This window comes from Shewanella putrefaciens, assembly GCF_016406305.1.
Taxonomy (GTDB): Bacteria; Pseudomonadota; Gammaproteobacteria; order Enterobacterales; family Shewanellaceae; genus Shewanella; species Shewanella putrefaciens_C.
Genome location: NZ_CP066369.1, coordinates 312316 through 331928, shown reverse-complemented (window position 1 = coordinate 331928; position 19613 = coordinate 312316). Strand labels below are relative to the sequence as shown.

10 protein-coding genes are annotated in these 19613 nt (G+C 46.9%); 2 read left to right on the top strand and 8 right to left on the bottom strand.

The window, feature by feature from the left end; all coding sequences use genetic code 11:
• Positions 1–87: 87 nt before the first annotated feature.
• The 8 genes from JFT56_RS19985 to JFT56_RS01445 form a co-directional block, all read right to left on the bottom strand.
• Positions 88–5235, bottom strand: coding sequence for a S8 family serine peptidase (locus tag JFT56_RS19985; protein ID WP_198781980.1), 5148 nt, complete (start codon positions 5233–5235; stop codon positions 88–90).
• 417 nt (positions 5236–5652) lie between these two features.
• Complete coding sequence (locus JFT56_RS19980; protein WP_198781979.1) at positions 5653–10899, bottom strand: S8 family serine peptidase; 5247 nt, start codon at positions 10897–10899, stop codon at positions 5653–5655.
• Between the two features lie 552 nt (positions 10900–11451).
• Positions 11452–12063 (bottom strand): hypothetical protein, encoded by a 612-nt coding sequence (locus JFT56_RS01470; RefSeq protein WP_198781978.1) that lies wholly within the window; start codon positions 12061–12063, stop codon positions 11452–11454.
• Positions 12064–12162: 99 nt separating this feature from the next.
• Entirely contained in the window at positions 12163–13200 is a 1038-nt protein-coding gene (locus JFT56_RS01465) for an acyltransferase family protein (RefSeq protein ID WP_198781977.1), read from the bottom strand.
• A 1-nt stretch (position 13201) separates the two neighbouring features.
• On the bottom strand, positions 13202–14596 hold the full coding sequence (locus JFT56_RS01460; RefSeq protein ID WP_198781976.1) for a hypothetical protein: 1395 nt from the start codon (positions 14594–14596) through the stop codon (positions 13202–13204).
• A gap of 199 nt (positions 14597–14795) precedes the next feature.
• Positions 14796–15146 (bottom strand): YkvA family protein, encoded by a 351-nt coding sequence (locus tag JFT56_RS01455; protein ID WP_198781975.1) that lies wholly within the window; start codon positions 15144–15146, stop codon positions 14796–14798.
• A gap of 48 nt (positions 15147–15194) precedes the next feature.
• Positions 15195–15953 (bottom strand): helix-turn-helix transcriptional regulator, encoded by a 759-nt coding sequence (locus JFT56_RS01450; protein ID WP_198781974.1) that lies wholly within the window; start codon positions 15951–15953, stop codon positions 15195–15197.
• Positions 15954–15977: 24 nt separating this feature from the next.
• Entirely contained in the window at positions 15978–16517 is a 540-nt protein-coding gene (locus JFT56_RS01445) for a YbhB/YbcL family Raf kinase inhibitor-like protein (protein WP_198781973.1), read from the bottom strand.
• A 470-nt stretch (positions 16518–16987) separates the two neighbouring features.
• On the opposite strand from JFT56_RS01445, the gene speFL reads away from it, so the two are divergent.
• Both speFL and speF read left to right on the top strand, forming a co-directional pair.
• A complete protein-coding gene (speFL, locus tag JFT56_RS20060; RefSeq protein ID WP_367303096.1) occupies positions 16988–17104 on the top strand; it encodes a leader peptide SpeFL in 117 nt (38 codons plus the stop codon).
• Positions 17105–17427: 323 nt separating this feature from the next.
• Positions 17428–19590: an ornithine decarboxylase SpeF gene (speF, locus tag JFT56_RS01435; protein ID WP_198781972.1), complete on the top strand. Its 2163-nt coding sequence runs from the start codon at positions 17428–17430 to the stop codon at positions 19588–19590.
• The last annotated feature ends 23 nt before the right edge of the window (positions 19591–19613 follow it).

Below are 19613 nucleotides of genomic sequence, written 5' to 3'. Positions count from 1 at the left end.
GGGCTTTTACACTAAAGTTTAGAGATTGTGGTTTGGCTAGGGGGTTAACCGTCGCCATTCCACAGAACATCACTTATATAACATCACTTACATTTTACGACGACGGACCCACATCAGCGGCAGCAGTAACGCTAGCAGACCGCCCATGGCACCACCAGATGACTCCTTCGCTTCTGGCTTAGGCGCTGGTGGAGGTGTCACGACCTCAGGGTCAACACCATCTGAAGTCACTGTCAGTTCAAAGCTTTGAGAAGCGAGATCTGAAGGAACCGTTTTATCCGCAACAGTCACAGTGACCATAGTGCTACCGTGCCAATCTTTGTTTGGTGTCAGCGTTACTGTGGCATCGTTCTCATGTGAGCTGATAGCGCTAGTGAAGTTTTCACCCGTTACTGTAATGACTTTGGCATCACTTTCAGTATCAGAGAACATCACATTGAAGGTCGCAGTACCGTTTTCGTCCATTGTCAGGTCTGACAATTCAACCAGAGTAATAGTACCAACGACTTCTACTGGATGCGCAAGTGTGACCTGCTCTAGACCAGTGACATCACTGATCCAATCCATATTCAACGTCTGACCCGCAGCGGTTTCTGCTACGCGAACCTTAAAGCTAAGATCAAACTGAGTCGCTTCAGGACCTGTGTAGTCGTAACAAACTACTTTGTTTTGCTTCACTTTGTCTTTCAGGCCACCAAAGGCGTACTGAATACCCGTTTCCTGAGTATAAGGAATATTGAAGACATCCAGCGGGCCGTAGTGGCCGTGCATACCGATAGAACCAAAGTCAGCCTGTGTACCAAAGTCCATGGTGTCATAGGCCATCATAATTTCAAACTGACCTTCACCATAACGGTAGTTACGGTTCATAATCAGGTCGAAGGTATAACGGTCATCACGGATAGTTTCCGGGTTAGTCGGCTTAGCGCCAAACTGGTTAAAGGTAAAACGCTCGGTTCGAGAGTTAACCCACTCGACAATGATTTCATCGTCGCTGAATCCCAAGGTAATACCTGAACCTTCCCATGGTTTGCTGCTGTTTTGTTGCAGCGGTGTACTCAGCGCTTCCACTGGAATACTAAAACCTACGGAGTTTTCGTCGACCTGACCACGCCAGAACGGCGCGATAAATGGCCCGTATGGGTTCATATAGTAGGGGAACTTCGATTGCATTAAATGCTGGTAATCAAACCAGGCATCACCAAAGAACACAAAACCCTGAGGTGATACACGGAATTTGTCGTAGGTATTGTAAGCACCGTTGTTGAAGAACGACAGGCTCGCATCAGCTCCCCAATAGTCGGCAAGGTTGATCTGGAACGGATCGACCCACTTGTTATTGACGATCATACCGGCCCAGTCATCAGCCTTACCGCCCAAACCTGGCACATAGCCGTAGTTTTTCGCCAGACCAACAAAACCTTCACCATTACGGCCATAGTTTGGTACGCGGCACAATGGATCTGTATCACTGTCGGTAACATTGTAGGTATGCATCCAGTTGGATGAATCCTGTTGCACACCGGCAATACGAATGGTATCGCCTTCAACCGTTAAGTTGGCTTTCTGCTGAGCATTATTGATAGTGACAGAACCTGGAATTAAGGTCAGACCTTTTGGCAGTTTGGCACTTAAGTCAAAGTCACGGTCCATACCGCTGTTGTTTTCTACCACATGCAACGCAACATCAATGACTTCACCGCCTTTCACTTTGGTCGGTGCACTGATACTGATATCGTCCATTTCGCGGGTCAGTTTTAGCGGAATAGTACCAATACCGTCAGGTGTGCCAGTGGTACCCAGCTTTATAGCTGAATACACCACATCACCTTGTTCCAGCTCATCGATATCCCATTGAACATCAAGACTCGAAGGATTAACACCATCCGACGTTGCAGGACCTGACACGGTAATGTTGCCAGCAGCCATAGGCACAACTGCAGTAGCCACTTTATAGGTGTCTTTCAGGTCTGGAATAGTGACATTGTCAGGTGCCTGAGTTCTGGTGTTGGACAACATCACCCAATAATTACCCGGTTCTGGATTAGTCAGGCTGCAGTAGTTCAACTCAATCTCGGTCATCGACCCACAGAGCCACTCGTCGTTAAAGTCGGCTTTACCATCGTTATTGCTGTCTTTACCGATAAAAATCTGTAAAGCACCATTAATATTGCCATATTTCGATGCCCCTAAACCCTCCACGTGTTTCAGTACTTCAACCACTAAACGGGCACTGTCCGCTGGTACATTGATAATCCTTGTGTCGATATGACCCGGGGTATAATCATTGTCCATGTAAACAGGGAAATGGTTATTGTCTTGCGGTAAGGTCAGTTCAAAGGTATCAGCAATAGCGTGTCCCACTGTGCTGAATTCCAAACTGTCACTCGCTGGCAAAGGCAGGCCGGCAATATGATAAGCACCAGTATTGCGGTGCATTTTTGCACTTAACCAGTCAGGCAGATTATTACGGTCAAAGTTGACCGATACAGGCCAGTGTACTGCAGGAATATTGCTATTATCCGGCGTCAGGTGCACTTGGCTCCACAGTTCTAGCGTTTCCAGACCTTGTGCACTACGTAGTAACAGGGCATCTTTCCACTGGATATCCTGAATATTGGCTTTGATGACAATAGTCTGCGACTCACCGGCTTTGAGGCTGAACTGCGCCGGGAAAAACTCCAGTTTGGCGTTATTCATATCGATTTCGCCATAGGAAGGAATATTCCAACGATCGTAAGCCCATTCGCCGCCAGACATTGTCCAGCTGCCATCGCGGGTAGCTTTAACCGTCCGGGTCCAGCTACACACACCACGGTTACAGGAACTGTCTACCAGTTGTGGCAGGTTTAACTGACGTAAGTCACCCCCCTTAGTCGGGTTAGCGGCAATAAAATTCGCCACAGTTTCATCCATCACCAGGCCGCTGTTTATCGCAGCATGCACATCAATCCGCCCAGAACCGGCGCGATGTTGCGTAGCCGGGAAGCCTATGTCGTCGCCGATTAACGCCGCGCCACGGCGTACTGTGTTAGAAGCCGTCATCTCCAGTGCAGATTGCACTTCAGCTGGAGTCCAATCCTTATGGGCTTGGCGTACCAGAGCCATAGCACCGGCCACATGGGGCGATGCCATCGACGTACCGCTGATAATCGCCCAGTCACGTGAAGTGGTTGCACCCGCAGGGTCCAGTGGATGTTCATCGGCATAGGGTGCCAGAATATCCACACCTGGTGCTGCGACTTGAGGCACCATCGGCATTGAATAGCCATTCTCAAGGGCGAAACGTGACGGGCCTAAGGACGAGAATTCAGCCAGCATATCGGCTTTAACTTTATCCACACCAATGGTGATGGACCCACCTTGAATGGTGATTTGATGATCAGTATTACCATCCTTCAACCAGTTCAGGATCTGAATCCCCGCACTGTTGGTCACATGCAGGCCTGGCAGTTCAAAGAAATCATCATTAATATGATTATCTGTCGGTACGGCAGGGTTGAATTTGTCGTTATACAAAATAAAACCACCAGCACCACCGGCTTTAACGTTTTCAGACTTTTCTATCCGACCATTCTCGCCACGTTTACAAATAACAATTTCATCTGGCTGGAATGTGCCTGGGGCAAACTTAGTTTTACAGAGTTCATCACCAAAGTTGGCAGCAAGTACCGGACGACCGGTAACAGAGCCAGTGGAGTAACCGGCAATGGCATCATCCGCAGGTTTATCAGGATAATAGCTGACGTAAGGCGCTCTTTTACCACCGGTAAAACTGACACCATTATTCACTTTATCAAGGGTACGGTCATGGGTGCTAGCTGCAACCACCATCGACCATGGCGAGCTGTGGCCGATACTGGAGAAATTGACTTTTTTGCCATCGCCACCATTGTTACCGGCAGCAACAGCCACCGAAATACCCGCTTCACGGGCAGATAAAATCGCCTGTTCTACCGGGTCATCCCACGGAAATTGTTCGCCACCGCCGATGGAGAAGTTGATAACATCGACACCATCTTTAATCGCCTGCTCATAGGCCAGTAACAGCGCTTCTTGCGGGCAACCACCCGTTGCCATACAGACCTGGTAAGACACGATATTAGCATTTGGTGCTACACCAGAGGCAGAAGCGAAAGTGACACCATAATCACGACCATCGCTGGTATTAGTACCATCGACATTACCACCAGACTGCATAGGCACGTTTTCAATGTAGTTACCCGCAGCGGTGCCAGCGGTATGGCTACCGTGACCGTTATAGTCTTCACCCGTTGCCGGTGCTTTACCTTCGTAGCTGTCAGTAATCACAGGCCAGCTGTAGATACCAATTAATTTGTCGTTACACTCTTTGACGCCAGTGGCACATTCACCTAGGTAATTGCCTTTACCCAGTGGGTTAGTGTGGTCGTAACCCTCACCACCATTTTCACCTAAATCTTGGAATGCGACGTGGTCTGAGTTAATACCGGTATCGATAATACCCACAACCATACCTTCACCTTTAAACTCACTGTTGTCAGGTGTCTGGCCAACCCAAACCTTTTTCGCCCCAATAAATTCAGGGCCACGGTCAGTTTGGATCTGTAACATCTCAGCGCGTTGGATGTAAGCGACTTCAGGGGATTTAGCCAGCATAGCAGCTTGTTGCTGCGTCATACGCATCGCAAAACCGTTGATGGCATGGGTGAATCGGCTGCTAGTATCGGTAGCAACGCCCAGACGTTGTGCCTGTGCGATCACGGATTCTTGTTTGTTATTTAGGAAATTTTCATAAACACTGATGCGGCTTTCTTGCACTCCGCGAACTTCAGCGACAGAAACTTGGTCAGCGCCACGCTTCATACCACTTTGCGCGGTCAGTTCATTGCGGATCACCGCCTGAGCTGTTGCTTCCAAACCCGATACGCGACCATCGTAGGTTGCGACGGGTAAGTCACGTAAGCGTACAATGTAAACATCTTCGCCTGTGTGGTTGGCTTCTGGTTTAAATTTATCTTTGGCAGAAGCAGGGGCAATTTGCATATTGCGGCCACCAGGATATACACCCTGACGCGCACCGGCATTGATGCCTTGCGTTGCAGCTTTTTGCTGTTGTTGTACTTGCTGCTGTGGGTTTGCAGGCATAGGATTGAGCTGCTTCAACAGTACCGGGCTACCGGATTGAGCTGCTGCAGCCACAGTTGCACCATAGAGTGCAGACAGTATGGCTAGACTTACTGTTTTAAGATTCATTGTTACCTCCTTCGGGTAAACATATTATTATGTATCGTCTTGTATTCTGGTCTTATTTAGCTGACAGCCTGTTGGAGTTAGCGGCACTGAGTTTTCAGCGCAGTCACCGACACAGCGGTTCTAAGTTCCAAACAACAAGAAATCAATCCCATTGCCTGCCGTGCGAATTTTTGATGCTAAATTGAGCTTTAAAAAAACGCGCCTAACTTTTAACAAACAAACAATAATGCAACAAGAAATTAACTGTGCAAAAGTGTACCGCTGCCAAGACTGGGATACAGAGGCAGTGCCGAGGATGTTGTTTGTATTGGAATTGTTATAGGGCAGAAAATGAATAAGGCCCTGCATTGCAGGGCCTTGATCGAGTAGTAACAGTAGCGTCCTTGCTAAGGATCACTATTTCGTACAGATAGCCTGTTACTTCTTCACTGAAAAAATCCGACGTGTATAGATAAACGGCAGTAACAGCAACACAAACCAGCCCATTGAACCTGAACCAGAAGATGCTGGAGTTTCAGCGGCCGGGAAGGCACAGCTACCATTATCTTTGTTTGCCGCTGGGTCAAAGTTAGTAGCACCACTGTCGGTACAACCTAACTCGACACCATCAGACACCACAGTTAAGGCAAAACTCTGCACTGCTGCATCTGTTGGATTGACGCTATCGGCCACGTTCACTGTCACTGTAGTCTCACCATGCCAGTTAGCTTCTGGCGTAATAGTGACCTGAGCCCCCACTTCAGTTGCATTAACCATTGCACTGATATGTTCACCAGTCACGCTGACGTTGTTTGGATTGGCATCAATATCGGCGTATACAACCTGAATATCAAATGACGTATTTTCATCAACAGTCACATCATTAAAGCCTGGTAATGTGATATTGCCAGCAACATCAATCACATTGGCAATCACTTTCTGGCCCATACCACTGACATCACTGGTCAAATCCATAGCCAGAGTCTGACCCGCAGCAGTTTCAGCAACCCGGACCTGGAAGCTTAGGTCAAATTGAGTGGCTTCAGGACCTGTATAGTCATAACAGATCACCATATCGCGTTTTGTCACATCACTTAAATCGTTATAAGCCGCACTGATACCAGTTTCCTGGCCATAGGGATAACCAAAGATATCCAGCGGGCCATAGTTACCATGCATACCTATAGAGCCAAAGTCTTCTGTATCTGCAAAGTCCATGTCACCGTAGGCCATCACGATTTCGAACTCACCCGCACCGTAACGGTAAGCTTTGTTCATAATCAAATCAAAGGTATAACGGTCAGTATCTTCAGTACCCGTTGGAGTAACTCGGCCTTGCCAATTGACGCTCATACCCTGAGTACGTGAGTTCACCCATTCAATGATAACTTCATCAGTGGAGTAGGCCACTGCAATACCAGAGCCGCTCCATGGTTCGGCTCCATTTCGCACCAACGGCGTACCTAAGGCATCTACTGTCGTGTTCCAGCCCGGAGCATTAACGTCACGCTGACCACGCCAGAATGGAGCAACAAAAGGACCATAAGGTGTCATGTTGTACGGGAACTTCTGCTGCAATAAATGCTGCCCAGCGCTTAAAGCAGGACCAAAGCTGACAAAACCCTGTGGTGAAACAATGAAGCGATCATAGGTTGCGTAATCTTTGTTGTGGAAGAAGTGAATTTTACCTTCGTCACCCCAAAAGTTGGCCAGTTTAATCTCAAACGGGTTATTGGCTACCCAGTTCCAGTTTTCGTCGTAATAGCCTGTGCCTATCCAATCAGCGGCATTGCCACCCAGTTCAGGTACAAGACCATAATTTTCAGCTAAGCCAACAAAACCTTTACCATTGCGACCGTAGTTTGGCACCTGACACATGGCATCAGTTTCGCTGGTGGTCACATTGTAGTTACGCATCCAGTTCGTGGAGTCTTGCTGCACGCCGGCAATACGGATGGTATTTCCATCAACCACCAAATTAGCCTGTTGTTCAGCAGTACTGACTTTCACTGAATCTGGCACCAGCAATAAACCTTCAGGAATAACAGTGCTTAAATTAAAATCACGATCTGCACCTGTGTTGTTTTGCACTACATGCACTTTGACATCCAGTACATCACCACCACGGGCTTGGTCGTTTACAACGACTGTCACATCATCCATACCACGCTCTAAACGTAGAGGGATAAAGCCGACATTACCCGGCACGACGCTGCTGCCAATATCTACACCGGCATAAGCCACATCACCTTCCACCAGTTCATCTAAGGTCCAGTTTAAATCGATATCCACTGGAGCACCTGTAGTCACTGCAGGTCCCGTGACCTCTAAGCCGTTTGCCCCCTGAGGTACAACAGCCGTTGCCACTTTATAACTGTCGACCAGATCTTCAACTTTCACACCGTTATAGCCATATGGATCTGGGCCTTCTTCACGTGTCCAGTCCACCATATTGGTGCTGGTATTGCTTAACATGACCCAATACGAACCCGCATCAGGGTTAGTTAAACTACAATAGTTCAGCTCAATTTGAGTAGTGGAAGAACATAACCATTCCTCATCAAAATCAGCTTCGCCATTACCATTAAAGTCACGGCCGATATGAATGGCTAACGAGCCTTTTAAATCGCCATAATATTGGTTAAAACCTGGGCCTTTTAAGTGGTCCAGCACTTCCACCACTAAACGGGCCGAGCCTTCAGGTACGTCGATCAGCGATATCTGGTTGTTACCTTGCTCATAATCACCATCAAAATAGATAGGCTTATGATCATTATCCTGAGGCAAGGTGACTTCCGCAGTGTCAGCTTTCACGGCACCATGGGCACGGTAAACCACGTCTTTACTGGCAGCTAAGGGCAGATCCGCAATACGGTATCCGCCATTATCACGATGTACTGTCAGGTTCACAGCTTCTGGCAAGCCCATACGGTCAAAGTTGACCGAAACAGGCCAGTGTGATTTAGGGATCGAAGCATCTGAAGCTGTTAAGTTAACATTGGTCCACAACTCCAGACCGTCCATTGTATTGCCAGAACCAGAAAGCTCTGAATTGTGCTGCGCCAGAATATCTGCAATATCTGCTTTAACCACGATAGTCTGACTTTCACCCGCTTTCAGGCTAAAGCTTGCAGGGAAAAACTCCATTTTGGCGTTATGCATATTAATTTCGCCTGCTGATGGATTATTCCAGCGATCGTAAACCCAGGTATCTGCGCTTAATGTCCAGTTACCGTCACGGGTTGCAGTCACGGTGCGAACCCAGGAACAGACACCAACACGGCAATTGCTATCAACCAGTTGAGGTAAATTCAACTGGCGTACATCACCACCAGCTTTAGGATTAGCTAACTTAAAGTTGGCGACTGTTTCATCCATCACCAGGCCCGCATCAATAGCGGCTTTGGCATCCACTCGTCCGGCACCAGCTCTGTGCTGAGCTGCGGGATTGCCTTCTGGCAAAAATTCAGGATCTACATCACGGCGCACTGTTTGTGATGCCGTCATTTCCAGTGCAGATTGCACCTCTGCAGCAGTCCAGTCTGGATGCACCTGGCGAACCAGAGCCATAGCTCCTGCAATATGAGGGGAGGCCATCGAAGTACCACTGAGCATGGCCCAATCTTGCGATAAAGCAGAATTTGGATGCAGTGGATGCTCGTCGGCATAAGGGGCGTAAATATTAACACCCGGAGCGGAAATATTTGGCGCCAGATGGTGTTTGTAGGTACTAGAAGGGCCAAGCGAAGAAAACTTAGCCAGAATATCCCCGGCGGCAGGATCGATAGTGCGGGCTATTGAGCCGCCTGTAATAGTAATTTTATGGTCTGCACCACCGTCATTAAGCCAGTTAATAATATTCTGACCAGTGTTATTGCTGACATGAATACTTGGCAAAGGATAAGTATCATCAAACAACTGCATTTCTGCATCGGTGATCTCAGGGTACCACTCTTCGTTGTACAGAATAAAACCACCAGCACCACCCGCTAATACGTTGTGAGCCTTCGCTACTCGCGCATTAACACCACGCTTACAAATAACAATTTGATCTGAGGTAAAAGTACCAGGTGCAAAGGCGTTTTCGCATTTTTCATCGCCAAAATCAACCGCAACTACGGCATTGCCGTCCACAATACTGCCAGTTGAAAAACCTGCAATATCGTCTGGCCACTGTGCTTCAGGCTCAATATAGATGTAAGGCGCATAATTGCCACCACTTAAGCTAAGCAGGTTTTTTGTCACATTCAGTACACGGTCATGAGTGCTGGCTGCGACTACCATGGACCAGGGAGCACTATGGCCCAAACTGCCAAAATAGGTATTGTATTGGTCACCACCAGAGTTACCGGCCGCAGCAGCTACTAAAATTCCGGCTTCACGAGCGGCCAACATGGCCAATTCAGTCGCATCTTCCCAAGGGAAACGTTCAGCACCACCAATGGAGAAGTTAATGATATCCACACCATCTTCGATGGCTTGCTCATAGGCGCTCAGTACCGCTTCGGTTGGACACCCCTCTTCAGGCAAACAAACCTGATAGGAAATAATGTTGGCGTGTGGCGCCACTCCAGAAGTTGATCCAAAGGTAAAGCCCATACTGTCACCATCGCCATCACCTAAAGAAGGAGACAACAACGGCACATTTTCCACATAGTTACCTGCAGCAGTACCAGCCACGTGACTACCGTGCCCCTGATAATCCTCACCCGTTGCTGGTGCCTTGCCGCCATAGGCATCTGTGATCACAGGCCAGGTATAAACACCGATCAGTTTGTCATTACAGACTAATTTATCTGTCGCACAGTCACCAAGGTATACCCCTTCACCCAGAGGGTTGCTATGGTCATAACCATCACCACCTACATCAGCAAAAGCGATGTGATCAGTGTTAATGCCGGTATCAATAATACCAACCACTACACCTTCACCTTTTTGTGGAACGGTGGCCACGGTATTACCAGACCACACCTGATCGGCACCGATAAAGGTAGGGCCACGGTCAGTCAGTATTTTCTGCATGGTAGAGCGTTCAACAAACTCAACAGAGGGCAAGCTAGCTAGTTTTTTCGCCTGCTCCTGCGTCATCTTCATTGAAAAGCCATTTACAGCAGTGGTAAAACGGGCTGTTGTTTTAGCATTGATACCCAGCCCACTTGCGGCTTGTAAAACAGTTTCTTGTTTTTGTGTTAGATAGCTTTTGTAACTGTCAATACGTTCATTCGCCAGCGTTTCTACAGCCTCTATGCTCACCGCGTTGGTACGACTACGGTTGCCAATGGCAGCTTTGTCTGCTCCAGATTTAAGTTCAAGCTCACGTTTCACCACACTTTTGGCCGTAGCGGCAAAGCCTTTAACCCGACCATCGTACGCTGCAACTGGCAGGTCACGTAAGCGGACAATATAAACCTCTTCACCTGTACGTTCTGGTTCAGCAATAAACTTTTGCCGTGCAGAAGCAGGGGCAATTTGCATATTGCGGCCACCAGGAGATACACCCTGACGCGCACCAGCATTGATGCCTTGCGTTGCAGCTTTTTGCTGTTGTTGTACTTGCTGCTGTGGGTTTGCAGGCAGTGGATTGAGCTGCTTCAACAGTACCGGGCTACCGGATTGAGCTGCTGCAGCCACAGTTGCACCATAGAGTGCAGACAGTATGGCTAGACTTACTGTTTTAAGATTCATTGTTACCTCCTTCGGGTAAACATATTATTATGCATCGTCTTGTATTCTGGTCTTATTTAGCTGACAGCCTGTTGGAGTTAGCGGCACTGAGTTTTCAGTGCAATCACCGACACAGCGGTTCTAAGTTCCAAACAACAAGAAATCAATCCCATTGCCTGCCGTGCGAATTTTTGCTGCTAAATTGAGCTTTAAAAAACGCGTCCAACTATTAACATGGCAACAAGATGACAACAATGAATTAACTGTGCAAAAGTGTACCGCCGCCAAACATGGAATACAGGGGCAGTGCTGGGGATGTTGTTTGTATTAGAATTGTTACAAAACTAATAAAGACAATACGTCGGTCACTAAGGATGTGTACGGGTATCAATGCGGATGCTTTTTTCAGGAAGCGAATACAGAAAAGTGGGGATGAGGTATAAGAGCAAGGCAAAACCAAGACAATCGAAGCTGGTTATTCACCTTAAATGGACACTAACGCAGAAGAAAAACCGCCAAACGCAACCCTAAGGGTGCATTTGGCCAAATTGATGTTCGAAAGCTCAACAAGCCCTAGTCGTGGCCCCAGGGTGTTGGCGGTAGGGCAACTGGCTGGGTCAGATCAAAATCGACTTTAAAATCACGGTTTTCGCGGGTGAGTTGGTAACTAAAAGTCGTTGGCGTAATCGCCATATGCCACACATTAGTGACCGACTGAGTTAGGCCATTGTTGATGAAGTTATCGATGGACGCTTTATCAATAGGAAAAGACTGCCGCTGGTCAGTTCCCGCACTTGCCGTATCGCCGCCATACATAGTCACAGCATCTTCGCTGCCATCTTGATGGCGATGGTCATGCTTCAACCTGAGCCCCTGCGAGGTCTTCGTTAGCACCCAAGTGCGCGAATGGTCATCCCCCACATGGAATGGGATCTTAAGCTCAGTATCACTGCATTCACGTACATGCATAATCAAGGCTTTACCGCTAAACGCTGAATCCGCACTATCACCAGAAACCACTTTGCCAGCAAAAGCTTGGCCGCAGTGACTCGCAATTTGCGCAAAAAAGCTTTGCTGCTGTTGCGTTAACTTAGGTTGAGATTCGGCTTGGGTGGCGCTAACAGGCATGGCGCTCAAGCATAGAGCGGTAAGCCCTAACGCTTGTAGGGTAGGCATGGACTTCATTGTGTTCTCCATTTTATTTATTAGAAAACAACTTAGCATAGGGGGATAAATTCAAACTGAATTATCCCCCTATGCTTGTCTTGGTATTAGCGCAGGCTATTACCAACCAATATAGGTTCGGGAACGGTTACCTAAACGCTTCTTGATAAAGCGAGCCGTGACGATACTGCCGACCATCATGAACATGAAAATAGCCGCAGAGAAGAGCACGCTCGTTATCGCAGAACCAGGGGGGAAACGGAAACGGAATACGGTTGCCGCTGTATTAAATAACATATCAAACAGAGGATGGATAAAGAAAATCGCAAAACTCATCTCGGCAATTTCAACTAACCAAGGCAAGCGGCTGCGTTCCGACAACCATTCACAAAAATTCAATGTCAGCACGCACAGGCAAAGTTTCTGAATAAACTGCCAATCGATACCGTTATACTCAAACGGCGCTTTATGGTAATTGCCAATATGTTGTACTACGTAACTCTGCTCGACCAAACTCACGATTAAAAAAACGATGGCCAATCCGGTAATCATCCCCCCGAAACGTGTCACCAGACGTTCATCTTGGGAATATAAAATACCAATCAAATAGAAAGGCATAAAATACACCACAGAGTGGATAAAATTGATGTTACCTATGGGTCTGTGGAGCAGAATAGCGACTAGGCAACTGACGATAAATAAGGTCCAACGCATCTGCTGCGAACAGCGGATAAACCACAAAAATACGGGGGAAAATAAAAATACTGCCATGATGAAGGGAATATACCAATGCGGATACAGGATATAACCGTTGCGCACCGTATAAAAAATGCTGAGTAATACCTGACTAGGTGGCTGCTGCTCCATAAAAATCCAGCGCAGACACAGACAAAATAGCCCCACTAAGGAGACGACCAAGAAGGGATAAAGCACATTTTGTACTTTATTCTTCATAAACTTACTGTAGTCGAAGTCCTTATAAAAAATCCGGTGGAAAAAGTACCCCGAGATAAACACGAACAAAGCCGTGCCCCCCCTGAGTAAGTTCTCCAGCAGCAGTGGAAACCCTTCTCCAGAGTTATAAATACTGTGGCCAAGTACGATAAAAATAATCGCAATGCCGCGCATGTAGGTAAATTCGAGCTGATTTTTTCTCATATTAATTCATCGCACAGTAGAGGGTTCGTCCCTCAACAACACTCGCAGAAACCCTTATCGTGCCATGGACTTCCGACTCATTAAATACTAGATACTGCCCCTCACGTTGGAAGGGGAATGCCAAAGGTAACAGAGTTGCCGCCTCAATGCCCTCACAAAAATTTTGTATCGGTACATCGAGTAACGCACTACCACTTACATTTAAGTTACTGAATTGTGAACTCATCCCTAGATAGGCTTGGGCTATGTCACCTTGATAAGGCACCACATAAAAGCCAGAGCGGACCTCGCCCACATCGATAAAACTGCTGCTATCACTCACGCTCGGCATCACTAATAGCGGCACCTTAGGGTCCTGCACCTCTTGAAGTAATTGCGATAATTTTTGTTCAGTCGCGGGGTAATAAGCCAACATCTCCTGCAAGCGTTTCTTTTGCGCATTATGTGGCCCAACGGGTGGCGTAATAGCTTTAACCCGATTGAGCAATATATCCACGGGGAGCATGCCCGATATCACCGACTCTTTCCAAACATAGGGGTCTTGGGTTAAATCCAGCAATATTCCCGCCAACGCCCCAATATTTTCGGCTTCGGCGGCCCAACCGCCTAACATCTGCTGCTGTTGATAGTAGTTGTGAACATACTGCAACAGTATCTGTTGATATTCCAAATAGCTTTGGTTTTGACTCAAAAAGCGCGCCCCAGCGACTAACTCCACATATTTGGCGCTGCCTTCGACTAAGTCGTTTAAATAGCCGACTCTGTCCTCATTCGGTGCGGCCTGACGCCACACTTGTAACCAGTAGGCGGCATAGCCCAACTGCACCGTTTGCTGCTCAGGCTCTAATGCTGCCATCAAGGCATTGAATAGCTGTAGACGATAAAAGCGCGCATCCAGATTAAGCGGAAAGACTTCGCCTTCGTAGCGACGGCCTTCCTCTAACACTCGCCATTCGGACTGCGCATAAAAATGAAACGCCTCATGCAAGCTATTACCCGCCCACACTAAAAAGGGTAAATCAGTAGTTTTAGTGTCACTGGTAAATTGAATATTGGGTGCTTCGAGTTGAATTAACACCCCAGGCTGCCCCTGATACTGGGGAAAACCAAAATTAACGGACAAGCCGGAGCGCAAATTGACTGACTCTAAAACACTATTATCTTGAATGATTTCGCCACCAGGCTGACGCAGCCAGACGTTACCGCCATAACTAAAGAGATGCACTTTATCGTCGAGGCGAAACCCCGGCCACAGGGCTTCACTACGGCGACTATTTTGAGTCATGTAATCGAGGTACAAACGGGCGAGTTGTTCCGGAGATGCCTTATCGGCGAGCGCTGGGGTAGCGGCGGAGACACCTAGAAACCATAGGATCACCACCATAATATTTTTCATTTATTTGCCTAAACACACACAATGGGTTCACAAAACAGCGCTAGCATATAGCGCAATCAAGCAATAGTGAAACGTTTGCAAAAAAATATTTTTCCCTTAAAAAAGCTAAGGAAAAACCAAATCAGTGACTACTAATAAAATCATATTTTTAGCGTCAAAATGTCGATTTATCCCCGCTGTGAATCCCCAACTAAAGTCATCAATCCTTGGGATCCGTAGGTTCTTCTCCAAACCAACTGGCCAGCTTATCGGCGGCGAGCGCCTTCACCCCATCATCAATATAGAGTGTCACCATAGTCAGCGCAGCAGCCAAGGCGCCAAGATCGTCGGTAAAGCCCACTAAGGGCGTAAGATCGGGAATGGCATCTAGAGGGGAAATAAAATAGGCCAAGGCGCCGAGGATGACAGATTTAGCCCACTTAGGGGTATTAGGTTGTTGCGCGGCATAATAGAGCCACAGGGCCCGCTCGATCACCTCCCGGCCCGCCTGACGGCCAAAGAGTTTGATCTTGTTCCAAAATCCGCTATCGGTAAATTGCTCATCCGCCATCACATCTCTCCTGTCGCTTGAGATTGTTTGGGTATAACCCGTTTCCACTCACAGTGTACGACGATAAGCCGCAGGGGTCAGGCCAAATTGTTGCTTAAAACGTAAGGAAAACTTTTCCGCAGACTGATAACCACAGGCTAAAGCCACCTGCAATAATGGCTCAGCCGAATTTTGCAACATAGCCAAACCATGGCTAAGTCGAACTTCGACTAATAACTGCCTGAAGCTAGTGTCTTCTTGAGCCAATTTACGCCTCAGGCTGGCCGTACTCATATGTAATTTGTCGGCAATCTCCTCCTGCTGCCACGGCGCCGAGGGGCTCACGCCCATCAAGGCCAAAACCGCTTGAGTCACGCTATATTGCCTGTGCCCGTACAACCAATTCACACAGCCTTTATCGGGCAAACTCAGCAGTAATGCGGCCAAATAATGCAATTGAACAGACTCTGCGAGCGACAAAGTCAAACTCTGTAATAACGCATTCCAGGCTAAGTCGACTGCGCGCGATACATTTTGGACCGGCATAGGATCGCGCCAATCGGCATTGCCCGATAAAACACCTTGGGGTAAATCGTGGGGAAGCAGTAACTGCACCGCCCGATAGCGCCCAAGGAAAGGCCGATTAACAAAGCTGATATGCGAGCCCGCAGGAATTAACAGTAACTGACCTTGACCCACTAAAACGGATTCATCCTGCCACAGCAATGACTTTTCACCATGAATAACCCGAATAATCGACGGCTGGTGTACAGGGACTTGGGATAAAGATTGTGCCTGTTTCGAATCATACTCAAACATTTTGATCATGACACCAGCCTAGTGATTAATGGATTATCTGTTATATACCGCAGTCAACTTGGCACTGCCTAAGGCCTGTGCCCTGAGCATAAAGCCTAATAATGCAGGGCTGGCATCCTTTGGCAGCTCTAGCGCACTGGGCAATGCCCATACAATAAATTCATACCTATGCACACCATGGCCTTCAGGCGGGCAGGCACCACCAAAGTTTGTGGTGCCGAAGTCGTTTTTCAAGGCGATAGCGCCTTTGGGCAGACCATCGGCATGGGAACCTGCACCCTGCGCCAGTGATGTTTGCGCTGCGGGTAAGTTATACACCGCCCAGTGCCACCAACCGCTGCCCGTTGGCGCATCGGGATCATAGGCCGTGACAGCAAAGGCTTGCGTTCCCGCCGGCACTTGGGTCCAAGTCAGTTGCGGCGAAATATTTTCACCTTGGCAACCAAAGCCATTAAATACTAATTGCGGGGAGAGTTTATTGCCCTCGCTCATATCTTTGCTGGTTAATGTCAGCGCATTTGCCTGACCACATAAGCCCAGTACTAAACTTGCCCCTAGCCACCATTTATTCATGTCTATCTCCCATTGATGTTTCGACTTAGCTAATCTACGTCAATCCAAAAAATAACATCTGCCCTAAAACGGCAACTTTCTGCCCCAAATGCTCAAATGTGAGAAAAAAACTGTCATTTTTGCAATCTTTAAGCATGCCGGTGATTTTGTAAAGGAAATATCTGCATAAAAATGCAAAGGTGGCGTGCGGTATAAATCAAGATGTCTATTGTAATAGCCTTTTAATTAAGATTAGCAAAATAGCATAAGATATTTTATGCAAATAATTTTATTTAAATAATACTGACAATATTCATTTTCATAATTTAGCTAACCATACTTAAGTATTAATAATTCATTTTAATATTGGTAAACCAAGTTAAATTTAAGTCGTGATTATTAAAAAATAAGACATTGGTCATGCTTTTATTTATAACTGACATATAAACTCCACTCCGTAATAAAAACCCAGTCATTTTCTCTAAGTCATAATGGAGTTGTATATGAAGAGGAAATCTAAAATCATGGCACATATTAGGCGCACACGACATATCATGATGCCTAGCCAACGTGACTATTTCGATCACTCATTTATCTTCCTCCGCTAATCCTGCGCAGGTGGTAGGCCAAACGACAGTTAAGCCATGGTATTTGCATAGCATTACCAAACACTTACACCACTGTTATTTGTAGTCTTACTATCTCGCATCGCTATCACAGCATTCTTTTGTTAGTGCAGTTTAACTGCGGCTAAGCAACCCGCTTATCCAATAGAATATTATTCTACTTCTATTTTATTTAGCGGCTTAAGCATAGTCACAACTATTCTGCGCACGGAATTGCTATATCTAATTTTCATGCCTCAAACTTAATTAATTAGGTATAGGCACTGTTGTATCCAAAATTATTTAAAGTAAAAAGGAAATTAACAATGAAATTATTAAAAGTTGCCGCAAGCTTATCTGTAAGATCTTGTTTTGATATCGACAGAGAAGTGGTCAATGTATTAACTACAGATTTTTGTGATGTGGGTGCGGCCGTAGTCTCAGTTAGTGACGTTAGAAATGGTATTGTTGAAAAAATTAAAAACACCGGATTGAAACTACCGATTTTTGTTTCAGTTTGCTGCGAAGAAACCTTCCCTGATGATGTGTGCTTATCTATTACTGGGGTATTTGAACTCTGCGGTGATAATACTGACTTCTACGGAAAACAGGTTGAGACGGCAATCAATAAATATGAACAAGCGCTATTACCGCCCTTCTTCGGCACCTTGAAAAAATACGTTGAAATGGGTAACTCCACCTTTGCTTGCCCAGGCCATCAGGGCGGTCAATTCTTCCGTAAACACCCAGTCGGTCGTCAGTTTTTCGATTTTTTTGGCGAAACTATTTTCCGTGCAGATATGTGTAATGCCGACGTCAAATTAGGTGATTTGCTGATCCATGAAGGCGCACCACTCGACGCTCAAAAATATGCCGCTAAAGTCTTTAATGCCGATAAAACCTATTTCGTGCTGAACGGCACTTCATCATCGAATAAAGTGGCGACCAATGCGCTGTTAGCAAAAGGTGATTTAGTCTTATTCGACCGCAATAACCATAAATCGAACCACCACGGCGCGCTAATTCAAGCGGGCGCAACACCGATTTATTTAGAAACGGCACGTAACCCCTTCGGCTTTATTGGCGGTATCGACGCCCATTGTTTCCAAGAATCCTATTTACGGGAACGAATCCGCGAAGTTGCCCCAGAACGTGCCGATGAAAAACGCCCCTTCCGTTTAGCCATTATCCAACTCGGCACCTACGACGGCACTATTTATAACGCTCGCCAAGTAGTTGATCGTATTGGTCATCTCTGTGACTACATTCTGTTTGATTCGGCTTGGGTAGGCTATGAACAGTTTATTCCCATGATGAATGACTGCTCACCACTGCTACTGGAACTAACCGCCGAAGATCCCGGCATTATCGTGACTCAGTCGGTACATAAACAGCAGGCGGGTTTCTCACAAACATCGCAAATCCATAAAAAAGATAAGCATATCAAAGGCCAAGCGAGATACTGTAACCATAAGCGTTTCAATAACGCCTTTATGATGCACGCCTCAACCAGCCCCTTCTATCCTCTGTTTGCGGCGCTAGATGTGAACGCCAAAATGCATGAGGGTGCCAGCGGTCGCTATCTGTGGCGCGAAGCCGTAAAAGCCGGGATTGAGGCTCGTAAGTTATTGCTTAAAAAGTGCAAATATATCAAGCCATTCGTCCCAACTATGATCGATGGCCGCCTATGGCAAGAGTATGAAACCGAGCAAATGGCCGACGATTTACGCTTCTTCGAGTTTGAGCCAGGGCAAAAATGGCACTCCTTCGACGGTTATGAAAAAGGCCAATATTTCGTCGACCCCTGTAAATTCCTATTAACCACACCGGGCATTGATGCGCAAACGGGCCAATATACTGAGTTTGGTATCCCTGCGACTATTTTGGCTAACTTCCTACGGGAAAATAATATTATCCCCGAGAAGTGCGACTTAAATTCGATTTTATTCCTGATGACGCCAGCGGAAGATATGGCCAAGATGCAACATCTGGTCTCGCAAATCGCTCGCTTCGAGAAATTAGTCGATGAGGATGCGCCATTATCCGAAGTCTTACCTAATGTCTATAACGCCAATAAAGCCCGTTATAAAGACTACACCATCCGCCAACTCTGCCAAGAAATGCACAACCTTTATGTCAGCCATGACGTAAAACAACTGCAGAAAGAAATGTTCCGCCAAGCCCATTTCCCAAGAAAAGTGATGGACCCACAGGAGGCGAATCTCGAGTTTATCCGCGGCAAAGTGGAATTAGTCCCGCTAGCGCAAATTGAGGGCAGAATTGCCGCCGAAGGTGCGCTGCCATACCCACCAGGAGTGCTTTGTATGGTGCCAGGGGAAATTTGGGGCGGCGCGGTGCAGCGTTATTTCTTAGCCCTAGAAGAAGGTATCAATTTATTACCCGGATTCTCACCCGAATTACAGGGGGTTTATCTCGAAAATACCCCAGACGGAAAAATCCAAGCCTTAGGTTATGTATTAGCTAAATAACGAATATTGGCTGCGGCGTTAAA